Origin of the sequence: Steroidobacter flavus (genome assembly GCF_042651805.1) — a bacterium.
In the GTDB taxonomy this organism is placed as follows: domain Bacteria; phylum Pseudomonadota; class Gammaproteobacteria; order Steroidobacterales; family Steroidobacteraceae; genus Steroidobacter; species Steroidobacter flavus.
The window spans coordinates 40,428-65,943 of sequence record NZ_JBHSDU010000015.1 but is presented as its reverse complement, the minus strand read 5'-3'; the positions used below and the strand labels follow the sequence as shown (position 1 = coordinate 65,943).

19 protein-coding genes are annotated in these 25,516 nt (G+C 59.2%); 14 read left to right on the top strand and 5 right to left on the bottom strand.

Annotated features, from left to right (window positions below; all coding sequences use genetic code 11):
* Window position 1: 1 nt before the first annotated feature.
* Window positions 2-1,360 (bottom strand): serine/threonine protein kinase, encoded by a 1,359-nt coding sequence (locus tag ACFPN2_RS28220; RefSeq protein ID WP_380602947.1) that lies wholly within the window; start codon window positions 1,358-1,360, stop codon window positions 2-4.
* A gap of 457 nt (window positions 1,361-1,817) precedes the next feature.
* On the opposite strand from ACFPN2_RS28220, the gene ACFPN2_RS28215 reads away from it, so the two are divergent.
* From ACFPN2_RS28215 to ACFPN2_RS28185, 7 genes are all read left to right on the top strand, one after another.
* Window positions 1,818-2,027: a ribbon-helix-helix domain-containing protein gene (locus ACFPN2_RS28215; RefSeq protein WP_380602945.1), complete on the top strand. Its 210-nt coding sequence runs from the start codon at window positions 1,818-1,820 to the stop codon at window positions 2,025-2,027.
* Between the two features lie 104 nt (window positions 2,028-2,131).
* Window positions 2,132-3,349, top strand: a complete 1,218-nt coding sequence (locus tag ACFPN2_RS28210) for a DNA cytosine methyltransferase (RefSeq protein WP_380606658.1) — start codon at window positions 2,132-2,134, stop codon at window positions 3,347-3,349.
* 84 nt (window positions 3,350-3,433) lie between these two features.
* Complete coding sequence (locus ACFPN2_RS28205; RefSeq protein WP_380602943.1) at window positions 3,434-3,832, top strand: very short patch repair endonuclease; 399 nt, start codon at window positions 3,434-3,436, stop codon at window positions 3,830-3,832.
* Between the two features lie 218 nt (window positions 3,833-4,050).
* On the top strand, window positions 4,051-5,370 hold the full coding sequence (locus ACFPN2_RS28200) for an McrB family protein (protein WP_380602941.1): 1,320 nt from the start codon (window positions 4,051-4,053) through the stop codon (window positions 5,368-5,370).
* Window positions 5,367-6,560 (top strand): McrC family protein, encoded by a 1,194-nt coding sequence (locus ACFPN2_RS28195; protein ID WP_380602939.1) that lies wholly within the window; start codon window positions 5,367-5,369, stop codon window positions 6,558-6,560. Before ACFPN2_RS28200 ends, ACFPN2_RS28195 begins: the two co-directional genes overlap by 4 nt.
* 170 nt (window positions 6,561-6,730) lie before the next feature.
* Window positions 6,731-7,183 carry a hypothetical protein gene (locus ACFPN2_RS28190; protein ID WP_380602937.1) on the top strand — a complete coding sequence of 151 codons (453 nt, stop codon included), beginning with the start codon at window positions 6,731-6,733 and terminating at the stop codon, window positions 7,181-7,183.
* A 586-nt stretch (window positions 7,184-7,769) separates the two neighbouring features.
* Complete coding sequence (locus ACFPN2_RS28185) at window positions 7,770-9,935, top strand: Z1 domain-containing protein (RefSeq protein WP_380602935.1); 2,166 nt, start codon at window positions 7,770-7,772, stop codon at window positions 9,933-9,935.
* A 4-nt stretch (window positions 9,936-9,939) separates the two neighbouring features.
* Here ACFPN2_RS28185 and ACFPN2_RS28180 read toward each other — a convergent pair whose 3' ends face one another.
* Together ACFPN2_RS28180 and ACFPN2_RS28175 are read right to left on the bottom strand one after the other, a co-directional pair.
* On the bottom strand, window positions 9,940-10,122 hold the full coding sequence (locus ACFPN2_RS28180) for a hypothetical protein (RefSeq protein WP_380602934.1): 183 nt from the start codon (window positions 10,120-10,122) through the stop codon (window positions 9,940-9,942).
* Complete coding sequence (locus ACFPN2_RS28175) at window positions 10,119-10,439, bottom strand: hypothetical protein (RefSeq protein ID WP_380602932.1); 321 nt, start codon at window positions 10,437-10,439, stop codon at window positions 10,119-10,121. The genes ACFPN2_RS28180 and ACFPN2_RS28175 overlap by 4 nt, the downstream gene beginning before the upstream one ends.
* A 959-nt stretch (window positions 10,440-11,398) precedes the next feature.
* Here ACFPN2_RS28175 and ACFPN2_RS28170 point away from each other — a divergent pair.
* Window positions 11,399-12,154 (top strand): RNA polymerase sigma factor, encoded by a 756-nt coding sequence (locus tag ACFPN2_RS28170; RefSeq protein WP_380602930.1) that lies wholly within the window; start codon window positions 11,399-11,401, stop codon window positions 12,152-12,154.
* Window positions 12,151-12,684: a hypothetical protein gene (locus ACFPN2_RS28165; protein ID WP_380602928.1), complete on the top strand. Its 534-nt coding sequence runs from the start codon at window positions 12,151-12,153 to the stop codon at window positions 12,682-12,684. Before ACFPN2_RS28170 ends, ACFPN2_RS28165 begins: the two co-directional genes overlap by 4 nt.
* Before the next feature lie 563 nt (window positions 12,685-13,247).
* Here the strand turns inward: ACFPN2_RS28165 and ACFPN2_RS28160 are convergent.
* Window positions 13,248-14,426 carry a FecR domain-containing protein gene (locus ACFPN2_RS28160; protein WP_380602926.1) on the bottom strand — a complete coding sequence of 393 codons (1,179 nt, stop codon included), beginning with the start codon at window positions 14,424-14,426 and terminating at the stop codon, window positions 13,248-13,250.
* Window positions 14,427-14,629: 203 nt separating this feature from the next.
* Between ACFPN2_RS28160 and ACFPN2_RS28155 the strand changes: the two genes are divergently transcribed.
* From ACFPN2_RS28155 to ACFPN2_RS28135, 5 genes are all read left to right on the top strand, one after another.
* Window positions 14,630-17,272, top strand: a complete 2,643-nt coding sequence (locus ACFPN2_RS28155; protein ID WP_380602924.1) for an outer membrane protein assembly factor BamB family protein — start codon at window positions 14,630-14,632, stop codon at window positions 17,270-17,272.
* A 198-nt stretch (window positions 17,273-17,470) separates the two neighbouring features.
* Window positions 17,471-18,544, top strand: coding sequence for an aldo/keto reductase (locus ACFPN2_RS28150; RefSeq protein WP_380602922.1), 1,074 nt, complete (start codon window positions 17,471-17,473; stop codon window positions 18,542-18,544).
* A 336-nt stretch (window positions 18,545-18,880) separates the two neighbouring features.
* Entirely contained in the window at window positions 18,881-20,524 is a 1,644-nt protein-coding gene (locus ACFPN2_RS28145; RefSeq protein WP_380602920.1) for an LVIVD repeat-containing protein, read from the top strand.
* A 1,174-nt stretch (window positions 20,525-21,698) separates the two neighbouring features.
* Window positions 21,699-21,938 (top strand): hypothetical protein, encoded by a 240-nt coding sequence (locus ACFPN2_RS28140; protein WP_380602918.1) that lies wholly within the window; start codon window positions 21,699-21,701, stop codon window positions 21,936-21,938.
* 508 nt (window positions 21,939-22,446) lie between these two features.
* On the top strand, window positions 22,447-23,775 hold the full coding sequence (locus ACFPN2_RS28135; RefSeq protein ID WP_380602916.1) for a hypothetical protein: 1,329 nt from the start codon (window positions 22,447-22,449) through the stop codon (window positions 23,773-23,775).
* Between the two features lie 164 nt (window positions 23,776-23,939).
* Here the strand turns inward: ACFPN2_RS28135 and ACFPN2_RS28130 are convergent, their stop codons facing one another.
* Window positions 23,940-24,146: a transposase gene (locus ACFPN2_RS28130; protein ID WP_380602914.1), complete on the bottom strand. Its 207-nt coding sequence runs from the start codon at window positions 24,144-24,146 to the stop codon at window positions 23,940-23,942.
* Window positions 24,147-25,516 lie beyond the last annotated feature (1,370 nt).

Here is a 25,516-nt window from a genome sequence, read left to right as displayed (position 1 = left end):
CTTATTCTCCACTCGGATTTGCTTGGGTGATCATGCGAGCGAGCTCAGGCAGCGCGGCTTCACACAGCTCGCCGAGCTCAACTGCCGCCGCGGCAGATTCTCGCACCTGCGGTAGTTCGATCGTCGCCTGGCGCCGCGTACCGGAAATCACGGCGGCCAATTCTGTTGAGCATGCAAATGATATTCCGGCTGAGTCTTCGATCACTCGCACGCAAACGTCGAACTGGGTTTCCGGCGAGCCAGCGGGATCTGCCTTCCATGCGAAACGGAGAGATTTCGAGAGATCAACGGGGCCTGGAAGGTCGGTGTGTTTCGCTGTAATTCCAAGCTTTTGCAGATGTTCACGCGTCCGGTCTTCGACGGTCGCCACGAGGATCTGAAGCTGCGACCGCAACATTGCTCGCGTCGGCCCTAGAGTCCGTTCCCCGATGGTCAGCGCCGTGCCTAACCCGAGCGTTGCCATTGCTCGTTTGCGGTTGCTTTCTGCGTCCGCTAGGAAGTCGTGAAGCGCAATGGCGGACCTGCGTCGCCAATCCTTGTCGAGCGCGCGCCGCGCGAGAAAAATTAGATCGTCATCTACATCGTGCGCTATTAACTCAGGGTGAACCGTGGCGACCGCCCAGGCGAAGCGGTATCGATTCTCTTTACTTGCGCGATACTCCGCTTCGAAGAGGGGTTCGCGTGCGATCAAGTCATACAGCAGCGCCCCTAGCTGGTACACATCAAGAGCGTGCCAGAGCTCCTCACTCGGCTCTAGCAGTCTGAAAAGGTACTCCGGAGGGGAGTACCGTGCAGTTGCGACCACCGGCAGCTGCCCCTCGTGGTCAGTTCCAATGCCGACTGGGTCGTGAATATCCCGAGTAACCGACACATCCAGCAGGGTTGCCTGCGAAAAATCAGGTGTCACGAATACATTTGCGCTCTTTACATCTCGATGGCAAAGGTCGTGTTGGCGCAGAAAAAGAACGGCACTTGCAACTTGATCCACGATGCCGCGAATTTTATTGCGCGGCACGTCCCGGAGGACTTTCTCGAGCTCCATCCCGGGGGCGCGATTCATGAGGACGAAGAGGCGTGACTCAAACCTGCCGCCATCAAACACCTGCACTAACGTCGGGCACGCGTGGCGCCCTAGGGCGACCTGTCGCTCGACTCTGGCCGCTTCCACGCGGCCCAGATCCCCGGTTGAAAACTTTTCGTCGTAGATTTTGAGCGCGAGTTCTCCATCGGGAGAGGCGACCGTATAAACGGGGGCTGTTCCGCCCCTGCCGACTTCGTCAAGAACTCGCCATGCCTCGCCGCGCGCACGGCACCATCGCTGAGCGATGTCTAGGCTCTCCGCTGAATCCTTTTCTCCCATGCAATGTCCTCTTGCTTAGGGGTGAGTGCGAAACGACTGTTTAGATTTGTCTCTCGTCCACCGCGCTTGGGTGGATGTTTAATATCGTTTGTAAGACATTGCAGTTACTCAAGAATTCCGAGCGTTGATAGCTCTCAACGATCGGGCAAAGCGCTTCGGCAAGGCCTCCTGTGTGCTGCTCGATCAAAGACGCGTGTGAAGCCCTTGCGGCTTGGCTCACCCTTCGTCCGGTGGAGAAAGATACATCAGGATATGTCGATCATCGCATCTCGCGCCGGCAATTCTTCGGGGGCAGCGCCAAGCACGTAGTTGGTCCGACGTGGGTTACCGCCGGCATCCGAGTTTCCACGGATCCGGTTCGGCTCTTGAAGTCTGGTTATGCTGCAGGCGGGTGGGACGGTGGCGCCCTGCACCAGTATGGTGTAATGTGGTGTAAGCCATCTTGGATCGACTTAAGATGATCGAAACTCCCAAAGCCCGCTCGCCTCGTGATGGTGAGCCGAAAACAATGCGGGCATCCATTAGCTTTCCCGCCGAGGTGTACCTCGAACTCGAACGGATCGCCGCGGCGAAGAAGGTGTCGCTTGCGTGGGTCGTGCGCGAAGCGGCGGAAAAATATGTTGCTGACCAATGGCCGTTGTTCGCGCAGGGGTCGGGCCCACAGTGACCGTGAAAAAGAAGCGTACGACGAAGAAGCGCGCGGTGAGTGCTCGTTCGGCCCGAGGTGAACTCTCACAACAGTTGTCGATCGTCATGGCGGCCGAGCCGACGATGACGCCGGCCCTGAAAGGTCAGAAACATCTCGTGGCGGGCCTGTTCGCAGGCATTGGTGGCATCGAGCGGGGCTTGAGCCGAGCGGGTCACCACACGGCGCTGCTGTGTGAAAACGATTCCGCCGCCACCGCGGTGTTGCGAGCACGATTTCCCGAGGTGCCCCTGCATCGCGACGTGCGCGAGCTCAAAGCGTTGCCGGAAGGGGTGTCGTTGCTGGCCGCGGGCTTTCCTTGCCAAGATCTCTCGCAGGCCGGGACCACCACGGGCATCGCGGGGGCGCGCTCGGGGCTCGTGGGCGAAGTCTTCCGATTGGTGGAGCAGCATCGCACGCCCTGGGTGTTGCTCGAGAACGTGCCTTTCATGCTGCAGCTCGCACGGGGCGAGGCCATGCACGTCATCACCTCCGCCTTCGAAGAACTCGGCTATCGCTGGGCCTACCGGGTGGTCGATGCGCGCGCGTTCGGCCTGCCGCAGCGACGGCGTCGCGTCTATTTTCTGGCATCCAATGTGGGTGACCCGCGCACCGTGTTGTTTGCGGACGAGGCCGGTGAGGTCGAAGAGCCCAAGGTGAATGGGCACCCGGTCGCTTGTGGTTTTTATTGGACCGAAGGGATTCGCGGTTTGGGCTGGGCGGTCGATGCGATTCCCACCTTGAAGGGCGGATCGACGATTGGCATTCCATCGCCTCCTGCGATCGTTCTGGAAGACGGTCGCGTCGTGACCCCGCACATTTGCGATGCGGAGCGGCTGCAGGGATTTCCCAAGGATTGGACGAAGCCTGCCGAAACGGTCGCGAAGAAGGGCGCACGATGGAAGCTCGTCGGCAATGCAGTCAGCGTGCCGGCGGCGGCGTGGCTGGGGCGGCGGCTGGCACGGCCAGGGGTGCCTCGTACCTTCGACACGATTCCTCTGTCGGGTCATCGCTATTGGCCGACGGCGGCCTGGAACCTGGGATCCGGGCGCGTCGCCGTGTCGGCATCGGAGTGGCCCGTGCGGCTTCGTTATCATTCGCTGTCGCAGTTTCTGCGCAGTCCCCCGAATCCGTTGTCGGTGAAGGCCACCGCGGGATTTCTATCGCGCACGAAAATTGCGAAGCTCAAGTTTCCGAAGGGATTCTTGGAGACGCTGCAGGTCCATTTGGATCACATGCAAGCCCAGCCGATCGCGCCGAGAAAGACGCAGCGCAGGCGCGTTGCTGCTGCTGCGCCGCCTTAGGTCACGCGTCGGTTGGGCGACCTTCCGCACATGGCCTCACAAGCATTCAAGCGAGTCGAGCGACGTCTGTCGGGGGCGCGGCGATTGCTCACCACGGACACCCACTCCCGGCGCATGGCCCAGGTTCGCCAACGCGGAACCGCCCCGGAACTCGCGGTCCGTCACGCGGCGCGTCTTGCGGGACTTCGCTATACGACCCGAAACCCAGATCTGCCGGGTTCCCCGGACCTTGCGAACCGGACCCGTCACATCGCAATCTTCGTGCATGGATGTTACTGGCATCGACACGCGGGGTGTCCGAAGGCGACGACGCCTCGGACCAACCGACGTTTCTGGCTCGCCAAGTTCGGCCGCAATCGGCAGCGCGACCGCGCGGCGGTGGGCGCCTTGCGCGAACTGGGCTATCGGGTACTCATCGTGTGGCAGTGTGAAACAGGCGATCCGGTTCACCTGGTGAAGCAGATTCGGCGGCTGCTCGGCTGAGTGCGCCGGCGTTCGCCTCGAGAGGCAAGCGACGAGCGGCAGGAATCCAGCTGACGCATGAGGAATGACCTCCATATCGGAAGGTCCACATTGAAAAGGCGACGAAACGGATGACAGAACCCAATGCCGAGGCCTCGGAACCCGAGGCAAATGCAGCCACCCCAGAGCAGAGCGCAGACGATGTGGCTGGGACTGGGGTTGACGGCGGAACGGGAAGTTTGCTCGCCGAAACGGACGATCCGGCGGAGTTCCGGAGGCTCTTCGAGAGATACTTCGAGCACTTCAACTTCAGTAGTACTTCATCGAACAAGTACAAACCGCTCGAACAGAAACTCTCCGCGGTAACCGGCTGGAGACCTGCCGCGATGAAGTACACCTCGGATGCCAAGAACCTCAAGAATCGCATTGGCGAGGTGCGCAATCTGCCTGGAAAACCGGTGCATGCGATCATCTTCGTGCCTGAGAAGCTCGCAGGCGGCGCGCAGAAGGCGGCGAACGAACTCGTCGTTGACGGCGAGTTCCGCGCGATCGGGATCTCGGCGAGTGATGTGAAGCCGGCGGCGATTCAGGCGCTGATCTACGATGTTCGAACCGTGACCCCCGAGCCGATCGCGGCCGCCTTCCCGGCGCTGCAGCTCGTGCCGGTAGAGTCTGCCGTCGCCGGGGAAATCATCGAGCGCGGCGCCGTTTCCCTTGGAAGCTGTGCTGCCGAGACGGGCGTCGATGAGGCCGTGTTGCAGGGCTGGTTGACCCGCTTGCAACGTAAGAAACATCTGGTCTTCCAAGGCCCGCCTGGTACCGGAAAGACGTTCATTGCGAAGCGACTCGCAAAGTTACTCGCGGCCGAATCTGCCGGGCTCGTCGACATCGTTCAGTTCCATCCCTCGTACAGTTACGAGGATTTCGTGCAAGGCATCCGAGCGCAGCTCGTTGCAGGTTCGGTCACCTACGAATTGCAGGACGGGCGGTTCTTGAAGTTCTGCACCGCCGCGCGCAAGCAACCGACGCAGACCTTCGTGCTGATCATCGATGAGATGAATCGGGGCAATCTCTCCCGCATCTTCGGGGAGCTGCTGTATTTGCTCGAATACCGCGATCAATCGATCGAGTTGTCACAAGGCGGCAAGCCGTTCTCGATCCCGAGCAACGTCTTCCTCATTGGCACGATGAACACTGCCGACCGCTCGATCGCGCTGGTCGATCACGCGATCCGGCGCAGATTCAGTTTCGTCTTCTTGGGGCCCGACTATGAGGTGTTGCAGAAACACCTGCTCGCTCACGGGCTGCCGGCGTCCTCGCTCATCGAGGTCTTGCGCAAGCTGAATGCCTCGATTGGCGATAAGAACTATCAGCTCGGCACCTCCTTCTTCCTAGGCGCCGCGCTCGAGCGGCGGGAGTCGCTCCAGCACATCTGGGAAGGGGAGATCGAGCCGTATCTCGAGGAGTATTTCTTCGACCAGCCGGCGCGGATTGATGAATATCGATGGGCGAGGCTCGCCGCCTCCGAGCTTGCGGCCTGGGTGGATCCCACGGCGTGAGCGCGAAAGTGCAGACGCTCGATCTCGAGGAAGATCGGCCGCAGCGCTATTCCGAGCACGAGCTTTCGGAGGCGAGCGCGGTTGCGATCTCGAAGACCCCGCAATGTAAGGTGGAGTTCCCGAATCCGCTGAATGGGCGCAAGTACATCGTTCGTGCCGAGCGCATCGCTGGGCTCGTGCCCATCTCGAACGAGCTACTGCTGCGAATCAAGCCCAAGGTGCCGATCGGCAATGTGTTTGCCATGCTCGCGGCGGTTCGTGGCCTCGAGTTCATCGGCAAACAGCCCGGGGTGGGCTCGCTCGGCACGATCGAGCAGATGTTCGATTTCGTGGCACGTGAGTTCGCCGAGCGCGTGATTGCCCGCGTGCGCAAGGGACTGTATTCGCAGTATGTCGGGCATGCCGAGCGCGCGTACGTCGTGCGCGGGCGGCTCGAGGTGGCCTCGACCCTGCGGCTACGTGCGCGCGGCGACGTGCGTGTTGCGTGTACCTATGAGACGACCACCCCGGACATTCTCGACAATCAGGTGATTCTCTGGGCGCTCGATCGCATCGCCCGCGTGGGACTTCGAACGGCGGCGGCCTTGGAGCGCGTGCGCGCCGCGCGACGGGCGCTGCTCGGCACCGTGAGTCTCACCGAATGCACCGCCGCCGATTGTCGCGCTCGCAGCTACAACCGCCTCAATGAGGATTATCGGATCCTGCATGCGCTCGCGCGTTTCTTCCTGGAAGCCATGGGCCCGCGCCTTGCGGTCGGTGAGTACCAGTTCGTGCCCTTCAAGCTCACCATGTGGTCGCTCTTCCAAGACTATGTCGTGGCCACGATTCGAGCGCAGCTGCCTTCGGACTTCGTTTTGCACCGACAGCGACCGGTGGAGCTCGGCGGTGCCTTCAAGCCCTACAAGATCGATGCGCTCATCGCCGATGCGCACACCGAGCGGCCGCTCGCGGTGATCGATGCGAAGTACACCCGAGACCCGCATTCGGCGAGTGAGGATGTGAATCAAGTGGTGGCCTACGCGACCTACACGGGCGCGAAACTCGCCATCCTCGTCTATCCGACGTCGCGCCCGACGAACGTGACGACACTTGCGACCGGCATCCGCCTGTGCACGATGGGCCTGCCGCTCGAGGGGGACCTCGCGGCGAGCGGCGAGCGCTTCTGTCAGGAACTCTTTGGCCTGCTCTAGCGCCTCGACTCGTGTTCGGTGGACGTGCATGCGTGGCTCGATGAGCGGTCCGTCCTTTAGGAACGCATGCCCCACGTGCCAGAGGAGCTCCATGGGGGCTTCGCTGTGAGCCCGATGAACTGCGTTTCATGCGAGTCATCGTGTCGGTACGAAGCACTGTTGGAAGATGAGTGAGCGTCGAGGTGCCCATGAAAGTTCGCAGGCTCTTGGATCCCTTGGAGCTCGCGTTTTTCGAGCGGATATTGGCCGAGTGTCACCGCGCCGATCGGCAGGTGCTGGAGGATCAACTGCGTCGGATCAACAAAGTCCGGCGCTACGAGCATCCAAGCAAGGCGCAGGCCCAAACGATCCTCTATTGGAAGGGTTGGTTTCGGGTGCGCAGAGACTTTCCGTGCTCGTTTCCCTCGAATCGAACCGAGGAGCGACTCGCCGAGGCGGTGATGGTGGCAGCGGGCGAGCGGGTGAGGATCACGGCGTGGATCCTCACGGGGGCGATCGCCTGGCTCACCTTCGAGCCGCGCCGGATCGCGATAGACGCTCGCACGCCTGCGCCCACCTACGAGCGGTTTCAGCTCTTTGCCGATCGCCCTGCGGGAGTTGATCCGGCGCAGGGCATCGACTGAATGCATGAGTGCGCCGTAGGCTGCAAGCCGAACGGCGGGCGGGCTCGTTCGTGTCACCCTCAAGGCGGGATCGCGCCGTGTGCGTTGACGTGAATCGAGCCCAGGGGGTGACGGCGCGCAATCAGACTCGGCAAGGACGCGTCTTGCGACCCGCTTGCAGGCGCCGATCTGCCAACTCATCGACAGGGTTGAACCTATCTGTGACCTTGCACGCGAGAGATGAGGTGGGCCGGCTCGCTGAGTGACCCGGTCTTCTCCCTGCAAGAGAGGATGCCGCGGTCGCAGATGCAGGACGACGGGCGCGCAATGAGAAGAGCTCGCGCGCAATGTCGTTCGCCACAGACCCAATCAACCTTCGAGGCGACTCACGATTCGATGGTCCCGCCGGCGTGGCGATGCGACGCACATCGGTGCGCGGCGTCGTTGTGAACACGTATCCATGATGCGTGTCGATTGCGCTCGCCAATGACGAGGCATCGTCGGATCGAGCGCATCGAGCTCGAGCGTCTTGCGTGCTCAGCGCAAGTGCGCAGAACGAAGGATAGCCACGCGGATCGGTGCGTGCGCACGAGATGGAGGAAACAGAATGCTTCAAAAATCAGATCTCAGTGCATCGGCTGGCACGTTGAATCTTCACGGCGCGTGCTTTACCGCCATCATGGAGACCCTGCACGCAACCACGTCCGCGGCCGATGCGCAGCGCACCCGCCAGAGCGCGACGCAAGTCGTGCTCAACGCCATCAAGTCCTATCAACGGGTGTTTGGTGGCAACGACGTAGGTGCCCGCGGGACGGGGCGGGTGTCGCGGCGGTTTCGGGGAGCAGGGGCACCGCGCGGCAACACCGGACTCATGAACGGACGGGTACAGAGCGGGAAAACAAACGCCTCGATCGTCACGGTGGCGCTCGCAAGCGGCAACGGGTTTCGCTGCTTCGTGATCTTGACCTCGGATAACACGTGGCTCGGGCGGCAAACGGTCGAACGCTTTCGTTTGCAATTGGGCGCAGGCGACGGACCGATCGTGCGCAGTTGGGAGGACTGGCGCCACGATCCAGAGGATTTTGTACGCTCGGTGCAACCCTATCTCGAAGACACGGGCATCGTGCTGGTGTCGACCAAGAATACGAAGAATCTCGAGAACCTCGCGCGAGTGCTGAAGTGCCTGGGGGCGGATCAGGTGCCTGGGATGGTGCTCGATGATGAGGCCGACAACGCGAGCTTGAACACCAACACGGCCCGGATGGCGAGCGGCAGGACGACGGAGCCAAGTGCGATTTTTGCGCTGATCGGAAAGATCCGCGCACAGATGCCGAATCACGTGTTCGTGCAGATCACGGCGACGCCCCAGAGCTTGCTGCTGCAGGCGATCGACCATCCCTTGCGTCCCGCGTGGGTCGTGATGGTCGAGCCCGGTGAGGGTTACGTCGGCGGTGAGACGTTCTTCGAGGGCGAGTCGAAGTACATCGTGCACGTCGATGGCAGCGAGATCGAAGGGCTGCGTTCGGGCAAAGTGGACCCGAATGACGCCTCTGAGATGCCGGCGGGCCTGCGTCGCGCGGTGTGTTTCTTCGTGACGGCCACGGCCCTTCGTGAGCTCGAACACGGGCGCAAGGAAGTGCTCTCGATGTTGATCCACATCGATCACAAGAAGATCAGTCACAAGGCCGTCGAGAGCGTGTTGAGGCGCTATCTGATGTGGCTCGACAAGGCGCTGCGCTCGAAGCTCGCCGCCCACGATCGCAAGTTCGCGGAGTCGCAGATGCACGAGGCTTACGAGGAGTTGCAGCGAACCAGCGCGAAGTTGCCGCCGCTCTCTGCGATCGTGAGTCGACTGCACAGCAGCTTGCGCAACGCCGAGCCGCAGATCATCGATGCGGACAACCCCAATCAGAAGCCCGAGTATCGCCCGGGCCGAAACTTTCTGATCGGTGGCAATCGCTTGGGGCGCGGCGTCACGATCGAGGGCCTCGCGGTTACTTACTATGCGCGAGATGCGAAGACGAAGATGATGGATACCGTCCATCAGCACGCGCGCATGTTCGGTTACCGCAAGGCGCTGCTGCCGATCACCCGGCTGTACTCGCCCGAGCACATCGTCAGTGCGCTAAAGGACATTCACAGCTCCGATGAGGGAACGCGGCAGTTGCTCGAGCGCGAAGGAACGCTCGATGTGAAGCCGGTGTGGGTGGGGCCGAAGCTGCGACCCACGCGCGCGAACGTGCTCAATCCGGCGGACCTGCGTGCCGTCGTGAGTGGGGTCACGATCTGGCCGCCCAACCTGATTCATGCGCCCGCCAAGGTGAAGCCGCTGCTGCGCAAATTGGAAGCACGCTTGGCGCCCTTCATCGATCCCGATGTGTACTACGAGATTCCGATCGATGAGATGGCGAGGATCCTCGAGCTCATGCCCTCCGAGCGCGTTCCCCATCGCACCTGGGGGGATGAGCGCATCCAGCAATTGCTCGAGGCGATGAAGGCGCTGCCTGTCGCCATCACCTCCGGCATCATCAACGTTCGTCGTGGTCGGCGCGGTGAGGAAGGCTATGACGTATCCCAGGTGGCGCAGGAGCGAAGTGGCTTTGCGCACGGCACGGCGATGACGAAATTGAAAGCGCGCTATCCGGGCCGACCCATCCTGCTACTTCGAAAGCAAGCGGGGCGCACGGAGAAGCATTGGAAGGGGCAGGCCTTCTATGCACCGACGCTCATCGTCCCGCAGACGAGGTATGCGTTCGTGTTCGTGGATGCGTAACGGTTCACACGTGAATCTCGATCGGGCCCCAGGCGCGCGCAAGGGTTGCATCGAGCGGCGCGATCACGAGCTCACCGATCGTTCGATCGTAATGAATCTCCGCGATCTTCTCGATGCCGGCGACCGCCTCTGCGGTGGCGCGTGACAGGGTTTGCAGCACCGATTCCAATCGCTGGTGGTTGATCACCAGGACGTGATTGCCACAGTTGCGCATCGCTTCGAGGCATCGGAGGGGAAGAGTCGGTATCGATACCAGGTCGGCGGCTCGAAGACCGCCGAATAGCGCTCGATGCGCGATGCGAGCGCCTGCGCGGGCAGCCGGTGGTAGATCGCGGTTGCGTGCTCGATGAGCTCGGGCGTGCTCGGTTCCCACAGGATGACGGCGTCACAGGCGACGGCTACGTCTTCGAGGTCGCTCGCTGCGTGGACCTGCTCGGGCGTGAGGCCCTGCTTCAGCCGATACAGAGGCGCCGTCGTGACGAGCACCGCGCAGGTAAACGTCACGCAAACGTCTTCGTCGTACCAATCCAAGAGGTGGTGGGAGAGCCTGCGCCCAACGAGGTGGGGCATCGCGTAGCGAAGCTACGGCTGCGCCGCGGGCGATTGCGCTTTCATCGAAACCTGCCTCATGCAGGGCGATGCCTCGAATGCAGTAGGCAAGCTCGCTCTCCAATGCGTCAAGCGCGCTGCGCTCCACGACGCGCTCGTTGGCGCCGTGATCGATGATCTTCACGAGACCGGGGACGCAAGAGCTCACCGCTCCATCGGGATACGGCAGAAAGATCCATTTGATGCCCGGGGAGGCATATTTGCACTCGACGAGCAGGTCCAGGGTCGCGAGCCAGTGCGTCGTCGTCGAGAAATGCTGGCACGCGTGCAGGTCGGCCGAGAAATCCACGTTCGTTCCAGACTCATTGGCGCGCACATAGCTATATTGGCCCTGAACATCCCAGGTCGAGCGCGCCAGGGTCGCCGCTACGGAATGTTCCAGAGGCAGACTGCTCTCGAGCAGTGAGGTCTTCCATTTCGAATCGCTCATCGTTTCAACCCATTCGGGCACGCACGAAACATCCGACCCCTGGCGCTCGGGTGGGTGAAACGCTCGGGCCGCACGCGAGGCAAACCGCTCGCGAATCGAAAGAGGTCACTGGGTGTCATTGCAAGCAGATTCACAGTATCAACGGCTCGAGCGTGCAGGGCTATCGAGACACGCGCTACGTATCCCTGCGTACGGTCGAGGAACGTAAGGCCAGCTCGCCCCTATGACGACGCGCGTGCCACTGCTCGCTACGAGCATTTGCCTGATGCAGGTACCGCGACGTTTCCCGATCTCTATCGACGGTAGCGGCGTACCTTTTGGCGGTGCATCGCTCGGGGCCCATCCGATGGGGTCAATCGATCTGCTGTCCGTGTCTTATCTAGCACAGGGGCTGATCTTGGCGTCTGAGCTATGAGTGGCGTGAATGATCCGCAAAACGAGTCAGCGATCGTTTTTGATGAGGCGCCGGGACCTAGCGGAGCTGTATCAGAGACACCACAAGAGACTGAAAGACAGCTTGCGAGGCGAGATCTCGCAGGCCGAAGACTGTGAAGAGGTCTTGCACACCTTCATCACGAAGCAGTTGCTCAACATCTCGCGAGATGACGTTGCTGATCGTCTCCGTTACCTGCGGAAGTGGGCCGTCGACTATTCTCGCAGTCAACGGCGCCCCCCTCCGTCCGTGAAGGCAACCCTCGAGGCGGAGGTTGCGGATCCGGCGCAATTGGCCGACACAGAGCTCTTGCGTGAGCGGGTCAGCGCGAGTCTGCAGAAGCTCTCCATCACGATGCAAGGTGTACTGATGTTGCATCTGACGGGTTTGAGTTCGGAGGAGATTGCCGAGCGCCTAGGGATACCGGTCGCACGGGTTGACACGCTCAGGCGTAGAGCCCGTGCCAAGTTAATCGAGTACCTCTCAGAGGATTTAGAATCGCCCGAGCTGGACGAGGACGCCGTACTGCGGCCTGCTCGTGAAACGCTCAGGGACCGCCGCCTCAGGGCTCGGGCGCAAGCAACTCGAGGCGAGGACACGAGATGCGGTGTGCTGAGGCTGGAGATTCGCCCCGGTGCCGCCTCGGCCACTGAGGTTGATGACTTCCTCGACTGTCTCAATGAGATCTACCTCTCATTGGGGGGAGCGGGGCTGCAGTTCGATCGCGCGTCGGAGAAGCGTCGATGACGCAGGAGACGAACGAGACGCCTTCGGTGGTGGTGCGTGTTCAATCACGAGCGCCGCAGGATGCGGGGCAGCCGTCAATTTGGCGTCGTTTTGCCGCATTCACCAAGCAACTGCTGAGCTTTGGGCTATGGGGTGGAACGCGGGCAGCCGCCGCCAAAGTGGCTCAAATGCAGGCGCGGGCACAGAAGGTGTCGGCCGAGGCCGCGAGGACGAGGGCGCGTGCCACGGGGGTGGAGTTACAGAATGTCAGCCGCGCGATCGAGCTGGTGGAAAAAATCATCAGTTCGAAGGGTTCGTCAGAAACGAAGCTTGCGCAATTGCAATTGCTGCGTGAGGCGGATCCAAAACTCGCCCGAGCAATCGATCGACTGCTGGCACGCTATGAGTCGATCATCGCTCAGGGGGGATCGATCTCAGTCGTTGCTGAGGAGCCAGTGTCAACGACGCTCTCACCGCGTCGTTCCCGACGCACCTCGCAGGTCGGTATGAAGGGCACAGAATCTGAGCCACCGCCCAGCGGAATTTCCTGAGTTTTTCTTTTCGAGAAAAGCGCGGAGCGACCGAGTATCCAACAATTCTGCAGGAATCGATGCATCGCACTGGCGCGATGGCATCGTCGGACCCGCGGCGGCGAGGTGGGTGAGACACCAGCCATTCTTCACAGACCCCATAGGAACGGACTGTCTGTCCAAGTCTGCTGTGCCGCCTCTCGAGACGCAGACCGCCCTCGAAGGACCGATGGCCCCCGGTTGCACGTTGTCTCTCGTTTCTCCCAATGACGATCAACCCCTTGGCATCGATACCCGCAGGTACGGCCACCGCAAGGAGATTCGAATGTGCAGCCACGTCTTCCAGTGAGGATCGATCGGTCTCAGGTTTCGTCGTCCTTTGATGAGGAGGCCGAGCGGCGGTCGAGTCGGCGGCGTCGACCCAGCTGAGCAACACGAACGGCAGCAGCGTCGACTTGCCGGAACCGGGACCCCCGAGAATGACCACGCTATCAAAAGCCGGATCGCTCAATATCTCGAGTACCGCTTGAGGCTGCTGTTGGACGTAAGCGCGGCGATATTGCTGGAGCGTCTCATCGTCCACTTCATCGCCTTGGAGTTCGCCGGCGAGGCGCAACTGGTTGGAGCTCTTTGGACAACTCGAAGACGCGCGGCATGAATTCGGCGCACTCGCGGCCAACTTGCTCGATGAACATGCCGGTCAGCGTCAAGGGACGAAGATCGTGGGTCGTCGGATCCAGCTCCTCCAATTTCAAACGCGCGTGATACTTGCGAGCGACGCTTCGATAGGCCTCAAGATCGAGGCGGATGGCAGTGCTCGAGGCGCACGCGTCGAGACCGGAAGGGGGCGCGCCGGAGTGAGCGATCGCAGGAACAGAATGAGATCGGCGTACGTCGCGCCGTAGTCGATGGGCTGCAACCGCGGCGTGGGGGCGGGCGAACTGCTGAAATCGTTTCGAGTGTCGATGGCGGTTCCCCAATGGCGTGAGTGTGTGAAGGAATTGGCAGCTGATCGTGGTCGGGCCATTCACGGCGAGATGAATGGCGAGGCGCGTGGGCGAGTGGCACGCGATCGGATGCCAACGTCGGAAAGATTGGGGGCTCGGGATGCAAACCGGCACCCGCGGCTGCACGGATGGCAAGCGCGGGCGATGCCTGCGAGCTCGCAGCAGTGTGCGCCGACGCATTTTTGTGGCTGCAATCGAGCGCGGCATGGAACTCCACGTGCTACGTCGATGAGGTGCGTACACCGGATGCGCCTCAACTATTGGGGTGAGTGACATCGGGGCAGCCAGCGTCGTCGAGACTGACGGCATGGTGCCGCCGATCGGCACGCGATACGATTCCTCCGCCGCCACCACGCGTCCCCCGGCCTCGCGCTCGGATCTTTGCTTCAAGAGCGTGACCTGAGCTTCATGCGCGGCCACGGTCACGGTGGTGCCGACTGTCACACCGAAGTTCGTGCCATGCACGACGTCAATCAGAAATGTCGACACGACGAAGGGGCGCGCCTGATCGCTGGAGACTTTGAATAGGGCTTCGCCTGCGAGCAGCCGCACGGTGCGAGCGTGCGCGGTGTACTCCACGCGCAGCTCCGATTCCGCGCCGAGCGTGATCACGGTGCCATCTTCTAACTTCGCCGTCCGAAATTCCTCCGACGTGGTTCTATAGATGATGCTATCCGAGTGCCTGTGATCTGAGATCACGAGGAGCCCGGTTGCGACGGCTTTGGCGGAAACCGTTAGTGAAGTCGTGGTGCTCATCGCCATCGCTTCGCAACTTCTCGCCAGGGGCCGTCGCGGTTCTTGAGGTGCTCTATCCAAAAGATAAGCAGAAAAAAATCGATCAGAAGCGCGGATCGGCTTACGCCATTTTGACTGTGTGTTCGCAGTTCTTCGCCGCGACCTAGATGATGCACAAGAGTTCAGGCGGCGTTCGAATGTCAGCATATGAGGGCGTGGAAAGGATGCAGAGTTCCGCAGGAATGTCGTTGCTCCTTGGAACTATCTTAGCTAGCTCGACCCTGTCTTTATCAGGAGCTGCCGAGCTCGGCTCAAACCAAGATGTGCCGACTCCAGAGCAGGTGGAGGCAAAGTGTAAGGATAGACTCTCGCGTGACTTTGGCGATTTCGGCTCGGAGTGGGTCCAAAGCATGGTCCGAAGCGCCACACCGGACCAACTGGTTCAATTGTTTGAAAGATGCGAGCCCGCATACCCTACGAGGAAGGTCGATGGTGCAGCATCGGAACGGGGGCGCGCTCTTTACACCAGCTTAGGTTGCGCGTTCTGCCATGGTAATGATATTCGCGGCGGCAACGGCGGTCCAAGTCTTCTGCGCTCGCAACTGGTGATGCGAGACAGGCAAGGGGAGGCGATTGCAAGGGTCGTACTCAGGGGCGTACCCAACACCGTGATGCCATCGTTCCCGCTAAAAGCGAATGAAATCGCGGATATTGCTGAGTTCCTGCATAGCTTCGACGTTACCAGTGGCGGTGCAGCGGAGGGGGGAACTTCAACCTCGATCGTTACCGGGAGCGCCGCGGCCGGTGCCAACTACTTTGAGCGTCATTGTGCTGACTGCCATTCGACTTCTGCAGATTTGAGTGGCATTGCCGCAAAGTACTCAGACCCTAAGCGATTACAGCAGCGATGGTTGATGCCACAGCGTTCTACACCGGTAATCGCCAGCGTGACTATGGCTGATGGTCAATCTATCGAAGGCCAAGTCGTACGCTCCGACGAGTTTCGTGTTGTGCTGCGCGTGGGCGCGAACAGACAACTAGTATTTCATCGATCTGCAGAAAATTTCCGAATTTCCGTGAGAGACCCGTTAGCAAGACACAAAGAGCTGCTGCCGACTTACAGCGATCGTGACATACATGACGTAACAGCGTACCTGCAGACGCTGACGCAACCATCGCCAACGCCGCCAGCCATCCGCGGTAGCACCCGCAAGGAAGCGGAGTTAGTCAAGGAGCAGGCTCTGCTGGACGATACAAGCCGCAATTCCGGTCTAACACCGGACGCCATTCTGAATCCCGTACCAGGCAGTTGGCCGACTTATTCTGGGGACTATAGTGGCCGTCGATACAGCTCGCTGAAAAAGATCAACCAGTCCAACGTAAACCACCTGACATTGGCGTGGACAACGAGATTGACTGCGGGGCCGGACGACCGAGGACCACATCCTGTAATAATTGCAGGCGATGGTAAGCAGACGTCGTCGAACACAACCGCACTCGCCGATGTTCGAGGCTCGATTCTTCAGGTCGACGGTGTGTTATATGCGTCCTCTCCTGACAACGCCTGGGCGATAGATGCACGCACGGGTGACGTTTTGTGGCACTTCAATTGGAAGACACGCGGCGCAATGCGGCTAGGCAATCGGGGACTAGGAATGTGGGGTCACTTTCTCTATCTAGCCACACCCGATAACTATCTCGTCTCCATTGATTCGCGCACGGGTGAAAAACGCTGGCAAGTAGAAATTGCTAGCTTCGAACAACAGTACTTCTCGTCTTCACCTGCTCCAATCGTAGTTGGAAACCGTGTGCTCGTCGGAACCGCGAATCTTCTGAATGCTCCTGGCTTCCTGAAGTCCTATGACGCGGCGACCGGTGATCTGCAATGGACGCACTACAGCGTCCCGATGGACGCTGAGGATCCCGGTCTCAGAACTTGGAAGGACTTGGATGCCGCGCGACACGGCGGCGGGATGGTCTGGATTCCGGGCTCGTATGATGCGGATACTAACCTTTATATCTACGGCACCGGAAACCCAACGCCGGCTTACATGGCTGACCAGCGTGGCAATGGCGACGCACTGTACACCTGTTCGATTATCGCAGTAGATGTGAGCACTGGAAGGCGAGTTTGGCATTACCAACTCTCGCCGAATGATACTCATGATTGGGATGCCGGCCTGACACCAGTCTTGGCAGATATCTCTATCAAAGGTCGGGTGCGCAAAGTCGTGATGGCAGCGGCGCGAAACGGATACTTCTTTGTGATGGATCGGATCACCGGTGAGAACTTGCTGACGAGTAAGTTTTCATCGTCGGCGAACTGGGCTTACCCTGACTTGAATGCACACGGGCAGCCGATTCGAATTCCGGCGAAGGATCATCACATCTCAGGGGCGTTGGTGTCTCCGGCAAACCAAGGCGCCGCAAACTGGTACCCTGCGAGCTACAGTCCAGACTACGAGCTGCTCTTTGTGTCTGCAGCCGAGTCCTGGGCGATGTATTACTCAACGAGCTCGGATGCTGGTGGCGCAAACTCATTGCAGGGAAAATCCGAGGTTGCAGTGGATGGTGACTACTACCTGAAAGCAATCAGTCCGAAGACTGGCACAACGGCATGGAGCGTCAAGTACTCGTCTGCCGGCTCGTTGTCCAGCGGTATTCTAACGACTGCTGGAAAGCTGCTCTTCGCTGGTGACGCGGATGGCAACCTGGTGGCCCGTGATCCGGGAAGCGGCACACCACTTTGGAACGCCCGTCTACAAAAAGTAACAAACGCTCCGCAAACGTACTTGTTGGACGGAGAGCAATATGTCCTGGTTGCATCCGGTGACACCCTCTATTCATTCAAGCTGAAATCGAAGTAGTGAGGTTGAGGCACCGAGCTAGGTGATTCCAATAGTGGAACAAGCGACACTGATCGATCGGAGGCAATTTCCTTTAGTGAAATCAAGCATGTCAACGAGCATGGTGACCGTCTTTGGTCTGGACGAGCATTGAGATGGTGAACTCGCGGCGCTTTAGGCAGAACTCTCAGAGTCATGAGACTTCGTTCAGGAGGCGCCATGCCAACTCGTCGCACTTTCATCATGCAAACCGCCTCGGCGAGCCTGCTCGCCGCAGCCAACATGCCCGCAGAGGCACGCCCCCCCGGCAGCGGTGGATCTGTCAGCGTCTATCGGCTTCCACATACTGATCTAGAGGTGTCGCGGATTGCCTTTGGCTGTGCCTATCTGCTCGAGTGGAATAAGGATCCGCTCTCCAGTGATGAGGTTCTCGACGCCTCGAGGGTGATCAATGCGGCTTACGATAATGGCATCACCTTTTTTGATCTGGCGGACGTGTACGGCCTGAGTAAAGCGGAGCAGGCGCTCGGAGCGGTCATGAAACAAACGTCGGGGCTCCGGCACAAAATCGTCATTCAGTCGAAGTGCGGGGTTGGGTTGGCCAACGATTGGAAATTCGGTGCTCCGATATCGTTCTTCGATTGTAGCTATGAAAATATCGTGAAATCAGCAGAGGGAACCCTTGATCGACTCGGCACGGACTATCTAGACATCTTGTTGTTGCACTATCCAGACGCTCTGATACAGCCTCAAGAAGTGGCCCGGGCGTTCGACGATCTAAGCCGAGCGGGCAAAGTGCGCTACTTTGGCGTGAGTAATCACGGTGCGGCTCAGATCGAGCTCCTGAAGAAGGATGTCGTGCAACCCTTGGTCGTAAACCAAGTCAATTTGGGGCTCGGGCGTCCCGACCTGATCGAGGAGGCGCCGTATGGTCTGGCCGGCAATGTTCGAATCACTGGAATCATCGAGTATTGTCGGCAGCACGATATCTCCGTACAGGCCTACTCGCCGCTTCGGGGGAATGTCATGAGTCCGCCGGATGATGCCGCAGCAAGCATCAAGAGTGCGGCTCAATACATCGCTCAGTTTGCACGGTCTCGAAATACGACTCGCTGGGTCGTCGCACTGGCTTGGCTACTGCACCACCCCGCCAAGATCATTCCGGTTTTTGGGACCCGGGAGCCGAGGCACGTCATTGAAAACTGTTTGGCGGACGCATTCGAGATGAGTCGGGAGGATTGGTATCGGCTCTTGATGGCAGTGATGGGCGCCCGTATTGCGCGGCTCGAATGATTCGGGCTGCGTCTCGGACGCGGTTTGTCGCGTCTTCTTGATCCGGCTAGGCAACTGAGGTGGAGGGAACGAGGTATGTTCAAAGCGCCCATGTATCTATGGCTGCACGTGTGCTTGGAGATGTCCGTGATTTGAAGTTAGTCGCTGGGGCTTCGGGGGGCTCACGTACCTTCGTCGCCTTTCAGTGGGGATGCAGTGTGCGTGTGGGCGGTCTAGTCATGAGGTTACGTGGATTTAGGGTGTCCGGGGATTTGAGAGTAAAGATCCAAGTCGTTCGGATACACCGTGAGTGGGCCACACGGTGCCGACGTGAGAACATTCGCAGGAACTGAACGCGTGTCGACTCCAGAAAACGATTGCCAGTCCCGTGTGCAGCGCTTCGTGCGCTTAGGATGCTCGTCGAAGTCGGTGAAGGGACGCGGCATGGACCCGCGTTGGTCGGCAAGTTGGAGTGGAGTACTCGCCGTCCTCGGGTTCTCTGCCATCGCGCAATGCTCAGCAGCAAGCGAAGTGTCTGTCGCTGTGCCGAAGGCTACCTGTGGTCCCTCGGATAGAATCGAGAGCGTCCAAGGACAAACGACTCTCGCGGAGCGTTTCGCTCCCGGCCCTTCGAAAGCGTACAACTGCAATCTCGAGCTCGTTGGTCAATTTGATGATCAGGGCGCGAGTTTCGGCTATGCAGACTTCAAAGGTTGTGCTTACTACTCAACTGCTGTCAATCGGATGCTTCGTCATGGAGGCGTCGCGGTTCTCGACGTCTCCGATCCCTCGCGGCCTCACGGTGTGGGACATTTGGACAGCGCGGTGATGCTCGATGCCTTTGAGACCTTGGAAGTGTCCGAAGCTGGACAACTGCTGCTCGCTAGCAATTCGGCGCTGGTAGCAAAGCCGCCATTCACGTTGGAGCTGTATGACCTCTCCGTGGACTGTCGACAGCCGGTGTTGAAGGGTAAGGTGTCGTTGCCGAACATGTACTCGCATACCGGCCAGTTCACGCGCGATGGCCGCACCTATTATGGAGCCAAGTGGCCGCCCGATCCGAAGGTTCCGCCGCATGCCGGTGTGTTTGCAGTCGACGTAGCGGATGCTTCAGCGCCACGATACTTAGGTGCCTGGATCCCCGAGAGCGAGAATTGGATGACACACCACGTAGCGCTCAACAGTTCTGGAACACGCGCCTATGTCGCCATCAAGCGCCTGCAGGATGACCGGGAACGATCTGCTCACGTGAATGGATTGGCCGTCCTGGACGTGAGCGACGTTCAGCGGCGGACGCCCGAGCCTCGATTCGAGTTGATCAGCACGCTATTTTGGGATGACACCCACCTCGCGCAGTTTGTTCTGCCGATTGTCATTGGCGGCAAACCGTACGTCGTCTTCTCAGATCTACAAGGTTCAGTCGGCATGTCACGCCCGGTTGCGGCGGATGTGTGTCGCTCTGGAAAACCGACATATGGCTACCCGCGGATAATCGATCTAACAGATGAGAGGCATCCGCGTACCGTTTCGAAATTGATGCTCGAAGTTCAGGATCCAGCGAACTGCTCCAAGGTGATTCGCGATCCGACAGCAATATTCGGATACGGAAGCTCTGGGTGCGGTGTGGACGACCCCCAGGATGCCAGGCTTCTAGCTTGCAATTATTTTGAGGCCGGGTTGCGACTCTTCGATATTCGGAACCCGGTGCATCCCCAAGAAGTCGCTTATTACAAACCTGCGGCACGACGAAAGGAGAATCGACCGGGATCGTTGCTTCGCCCGGGGTCTCAGATGAGTCCTGCGGGCGCGGTGGACTACACTGCGGACCAATTGGCGGTCATGCCCAGATTTCACAGAAATGGGCAGGAGATCTGGTTCACGAGTTTAGACAATGGGTTTCAGGTTGTTCGTTTCTCAAGTCGCTTTGAGAAATCACATCCGGAGCTGTTCGTTAGGCGTGGCAGGCGTCTCAGTCAGCGCGATACTGGGAGCTCTGATTGAACTCTAAGGGGGCCACTAGGTCTGGTGTTGCCCGCATGTTGGCGGGTGTCCCGATCGCCAGTGCTACTCAGAGGAGGCCTCGCGTGGAGGGTATCGGAGCCACGCGAGCTGTCGTGTCATTAGCGGGAGTGTGGGCTGAGCAAGGCGGATAGGGCATGTGCACTGGTGTCAGTTGACGCACGGTCTACCGCTTGATTGTGACTGGCCAATTAGTGGAGAAATGGACAACGAATCGGATCGATAAAGCTGCGGTCGCCGGTGCAACGCAAGATCGAACGTTTTCGACCGATCGCACGATGAGATCCGTGCGGCAGGCTACGTGAGAGACAACACGTGGGAGAAGGAATTTGTGCGGCAGGTTCGTCCCACAGCTGTGATTGATCTGGTCGTGAGATTTGAGACTGCTGTCGGTCGGCAGGCGAAGGTCGACTTCGCAGAGCTATAACCGCCGTGGCGCAAACGTTGCACGCTGCTCGTCCTGCTGGGTTGATAAACTTGTTCTGGATGAAGTCTTTACTCGCGACAGGCGATCGTGCCATCGGTGCGTACCCGTCAAGCGCATCTTTGATCAGGTGAAGGCAGTAATCATCGACGACGAGTGCCCTCGCCGGGAAGTCTGCTCAGAAGATCGAGTTCCTGCGCTTTGCCGCATGCTGGGCTTGCGTATTCCGCCTGATGCCGGCCCTTGATTCTGCGCGATGCCGGCCGGGGATTCCGCGGCATGTCGGCCCGCCTCATGAGGTGATCTGAAGCTACGGAAAACGCCGGGTTAGCCGCCCGCTATCGTGTGTTCCTTTTTTTGTCACGGGACGGGGATCGATGGCGCAAGAGTAGGTACCCATGCGGAAGATGCGCGAACTGCTTCGACTGAAGTTCGATCTTCGCCTGAGCATCCACAAGATCGCGGCGAGCCTGTCGATTGCTCGATCCACTGTCACGGAATGCGTGCGGCGGAGGCAGGCGCTGCGCAGCCATTGGCGCAGGACCTGGGCTCGCGCTCCTGTCCGTATCGGGCCAAGACGAAGGCCAAGATGGCCCGACCAATTACCCATGCGAGACGCGACGACGTTTAGGGCCGCGAATCTCGCAACGTGTGAGGCTCTAATCCGGCATTGGAAGCTCGAGCCTGTCGTGGCCGACGATACGCCCCTCGATGGCGCAAGAGAAGGCATCCATGCGGAAGATCCTGGAACTGCTTCGCCTGGCGGTCGACCTCGGTCTGAGCATTCACAAGATTGCGGCTAGCCCGTCGATTCCCCGATTCGCTGTCACGGAATGCTCGCCGCGTGCGTACGTTGCAGGCGTTGCCTGGCCATTGGTGCAGGAGTTGGGCGACGAGCAGCTCGAAGCGCGGTTGTACGCAAAGAGGCAAGCGGCGTCAAATGTCGCCATGCGTGGCTTCGCACACATCTAGCGAGAGCGGTTGCGGCCCGGCGCAACTCGGATGGTGTTGTGGCGGCGAATATAAGGCCCAACGTCCCAGATGGCTTGCAGTACAACGCGTTCAGCGGTCACTTCCGCACGGAAGTATGCATCCGTGAGATTGCGCACAGTTGGCGTCTCGATAACTACCAACCACCAATAACATTCCACGCGCTCCATTTAAGTGCTCACGATCCCGCGGACTCTCACGTTCGCAAGGAATAAGTGTTTACGCTCCCGTGGAAACCCGTTCTGGATGGCGCGGAGTAAGAAATCTTAGTGAACTTCGCGCTCCCGGCTCGCGCGGTATCGGAGGCGTCAACTCAGTTGCCAGTAAAGGTGTGGTTGTGCCGAGATCAATGTTGTTGGGGGGGCGTTGGCCTCCGTTGACCGATCAATTAAAAGAGCTGATTGCCTCGTCGGTGCAAGACGGACAACTCTGGATCGGCGTGGGCAAGCGTTACTCATGAGATCACAGTATGGTAACTCGACGAAGCTTGATGAAGATTGCAATGCTTGGTGCTGTGACGGCCACTAACGCGCCGTGCGGCCTGTTGGCGCGTGAGACCAGTCAGAAGGCCCAATTTGATCGTCAGCGGAAAATTCGAAGACCAGGTTCGCGCATCAAATCGGTCATACGCCGCGAGGAGACCATACTTCGGCTAGGTGGTAATGGTGACAACTATCACATGAGTTGGGCCAAGGATGATCGACAGTATACATCGGTCTGCGACGGCGCAGGCTGGAATGACAACTCGATGCCCTTTAACAGCCGTATGTGGATGATCTCAGGCGAGCCAAGTGATGCGAGATTTGAGAATGTAGCAGGCTATCCATATCTCACAGGATTGGCGACGGAACCGTCCTCCCCCCGCTACTACGCATTCGGAACTCTGGCGATTGATGAGCACATATATCAGTTCTTGAGTACCAACAGTGGCCCTCGGGAAGGCATTCCTACGAATGAATGGTTCTCGGGCATCAAGTTGATTTACTCTCCAGATCAAGGACGAACATGGTGTAACAGTGACGGTTCGACGCCCGTTGTCTGGGAACCGTGGGGGCAAAGGTCGCGCGACAACATGACATTTTTCGGAGAGTCGCAGGGTGCGTTCTCCGTGATATCCGTTCTGCAAATGGGAAAGAACTACGAGTCGAATCGCGATGGCTACGTCTATCTTTATGCCCAAAACGGGAATGTTGATGGAACCGCTAATGAGTTAGTGTTGGTTCGTACACCGAAGCTGAAAGTCCTTGATCGGCGTGAATATGAGTTCTTCGAGGGATTGCAAGCCAATGGTGAAGCAAGATGGACGAAGGACATTCTAGCGAGACGCGTTGTTCATACATTCCCTAGGGGATGGGTCGGAAGCCATCCGCATTCGTGGATACCGAGCGTTGTCTACAATGAGACTCTGGGTGTCTTTCTTATGGCGAGCTGGGGCGCGCGCTGGGGGCGAGGGCAGCAGGCGAATGGTGAGTTCTCACCCCATCCGAGCTATCTCGGATTCTGGACGGCGCCGCATCCGTGGGGGCCGTTTGAACAAGTTCATGAGGAGGTGTCCTGGGCGCCCGGTGGCGATCTCAACGCGCGAGCCTACGAGCCGCAGATCGCACCAAAGTGGATCGCGCCAGATGGCAAGTCGTTCTGGCTCGTCTGGACGGACTTTCAATCGACAAACAGCAAAGAGCTCTGGAGCCTTTTTGACGAAGTGTTGACAAGCCCGAATCCAGATCGAAAGCGGGTTGAGGGATGGATGACACGACAGAAGAAAATGCAACCGTACTACGCATTCAATGTACAGCGGGTCGATCTGGTGACCGAATGACAGAGTAGATTCGCTAAAGATAAAACCGTCTTGCTCCTATGCCAAGCTGTCCAGTGACGGTCGGCTGCGTGAACAACCATAATCCCGCGGGGTTGTTCTGCGATCAGCTCACATGCAGAACGGAGGTCGAGGTGAAATGTCAGTCGTACCTGCCGTCGTTGACATTACGAAGGTGGCCAGAGCAACTTGATTGCGGTCGCATTGCGGGCGGAGACCTTGAGCCAGAACTCGGCGCTCTCCGTCTGCTCGATCCAGGTGCGCAGCGTGTCGCGTGTGCCGTCCGGCAGCACCGCCAGCGCCAAATAGACCGCCTCATTGCGAACGATGGCGTCGTCGCGGATCTTTGGGCGCGGCGCATCGAAGAACACCATTGGCTACATCGGCTTGAACGCCGACCTGCCAGCAGGCGATCTCAGCTATCACCTCATCGGCGAGTTTGCTGATGAAATCGGGCGAAAGTTCGGTGCCGTACATCTCCGCGAGATAACATTGGATCTCGCTCACCTGATGCCCTGATGCCACGAGCGTACATGGCGGTGATTTCTTGATCAAAGTCGGTGAAGTGACGCTGTTGCTTGCCTGCGGTCAGCGGCTAGTAGCTGCCCTCACGATTGCACGACACCTCGATAGACCGGGGCATCGTCGGTGAGCACGGTCTTGCCGCTGGTGCCATTGAGTTGGTTGGTATTGGTCTGGCCAGTTGAGTTCGCCGTGCTTGTAGATCCAGGTGCTCATCTCCGCGCTCATCCCCCGCTCAATGATAGCCTCCTTCAAAGGCGGTAGATCTACTCAAGCACGCCCTGGGTGATCGGACGAATGATCCGCTGATCGAGCAATTCCTTGAGGGATCTTCGGCTCAGGAGTGGTCTGCGTCTCGGGCAGGGCGCTGGATATCTTGTTTCTTGGGATATCGATTCCTGTGCGTCATGGCATGATCAGAACACGAAAGTCAGACGGCTGCGGTCAATCCAATAGAATATGAGAAACTCACGTCACTTCCTTGCGAGAAAACGTCATTTCGACGTTGCGTGATGAAGTCTGTAGAATTCGAAGAACTGCAGCAGGTCGAGCACAGCAGTCATTCCAAACAAAACAAGCGAACATTGCTGACGCGTACGTCGCCGCCGGGACTGGTGGTGCTTCCTATGGTCACGTTCGAGCGAGCTAAATACTCTCGAGTGTCGACGTATGCCGTGGATGTCAGGGCCTGTAGCGCTGCAGAGTCCGCGACACCCTCTGATAGTTCGAGCTTGATTACCTGATCAGAGGTATTGCGACGAAACGCAAACTGCATCGTCACAGAGCCGTCTAGGTAGAATCTCTCCAGTGATCGCGTGTTGTCAAAAGTCCCATCTCTTCCCCAAGAGATCCTCGCCCATCCCATCGTGGAGCGCCAGGCGTCAACCTCCACGGCAATATATGAGTTTGCTGAGCAATAATCTCGGATATCAAAGACTAGCGGACCTTTTGTCGTCGCTGTGTCAGTCGCCGTTGGTGGGGTGCGCTGCGAGTTCAGTTGGATGAATGCGACAGCGCGGGGCGGGTTGTGGGGCCCCGGCAATGTCACGTTCCAGATCGGCGGGTAGACGGGCCACACTGGATTAATCGGAATTACGGTGTCTGGTCTCACCTTTTGAAGCTTTGTGTAGGCCGCCCACTGTATGTGAGCGACTGATAGCAACGCTCCGTTCGAAGCGGGGTCTCGGCGATCCACGGGCAGAAAGCTGACCGAACATATGGC

What these genes read in the sequence shown, in the direction of transcription:
- ACFPN2_RS28220 (WP_380602947.1), bottom strand. Translation starts at nt 1,360, where the DNA reads ATGGGAGAAAAGGATTCAGCGGAGAGCCTAGACATCGCTCAGCGATGG.
- ACFPN2_RS28215 (WP_380602945.1), top strand. Translation starts at nt 1,818, where the DNA reads ATGATCGAAACTCCCAAAGCCCGCTCGCCTCGTGATGGTGAGCCGAAA.
- ACFPN2_RS28210 (WP_380606658.1), top strand. Translation starts at nt 2,132, where the DNA reads ATGACGCCGGCCCTGAAAGGTCAGAAACATCTCGTGGCGGGCCTGTTC.
- ACFPN2_RS28185 (WP_380602935.1), top strand. Translation starts at nt 7,770, where the DNA reads ATGCTTCAAAAATCAGATCTCAGTGCATCGGCTGGCACGTTGAATCTT.
- ACFPN2_RS28170 (WP_380602930.1), top strand. Translation starts at nt 11,399, where the DNA reads ATGATCCGCAAAACGAGTCAGCGATCGTTTTTGATGAGGCGCCGGGAC.
- ACFPN2_RS28165 (WP_380602928.1), top strand. Translation starts at nt 12,151, where the DNA reads ATGACGCAGGAGACGAACGAGACGCCTTCGGTGGTGGTGCGTGTTCAA.
- ACFPN2_RS28160 (WP_380602926.1), bottom strand. Translation starts at nt 14,426, where the DNA reads ATGAGCACCACGACTTCACTAACGGTTTCCGCCAAAGCCGTCGCAACC.
- ACFPN2_RS28155 (WP_380602924.1), top strand. Translation starts at nt 14,630, where the DNA reads ATGCAGAGTTCCGCAGGAATGTCGTTGCTCCTTGGAACTATCTTAGCT.
- ACFPN2_RS28150 (WP_380602922.1), top strand. Translation starts at nt 17,471, where the DNA reads ATGCCAACTCGTCGCACTTTCATCATGCAAACCGCCTCGGCGAGCCTG.
- ACFPN2_RS28140 (WP_380602918.1), top strand. Translation starts at nt 21,699, where the DNA reads ATGCGGAAGATCCTGGAACTGCTTCGCCTGGCGGTCGACCTCGGTCTG.
- ACFPN2_RS28135 (WP_380602916.1), top strand. Translation starts at nt 22,447, where the DNA reads ATGAAGATTGCAATGCTTGGTGCTGTGACGGCCACTAACGCGCCGTGC.
- ACFPN2_RS28130 (WP_380602914.1), bottom strand. Translation starts at nt 24,146, where the DNA reads ATGGTGTTCTTCGATGCGCCGCGCCCAAAGATCCGCGACGACGCCATC.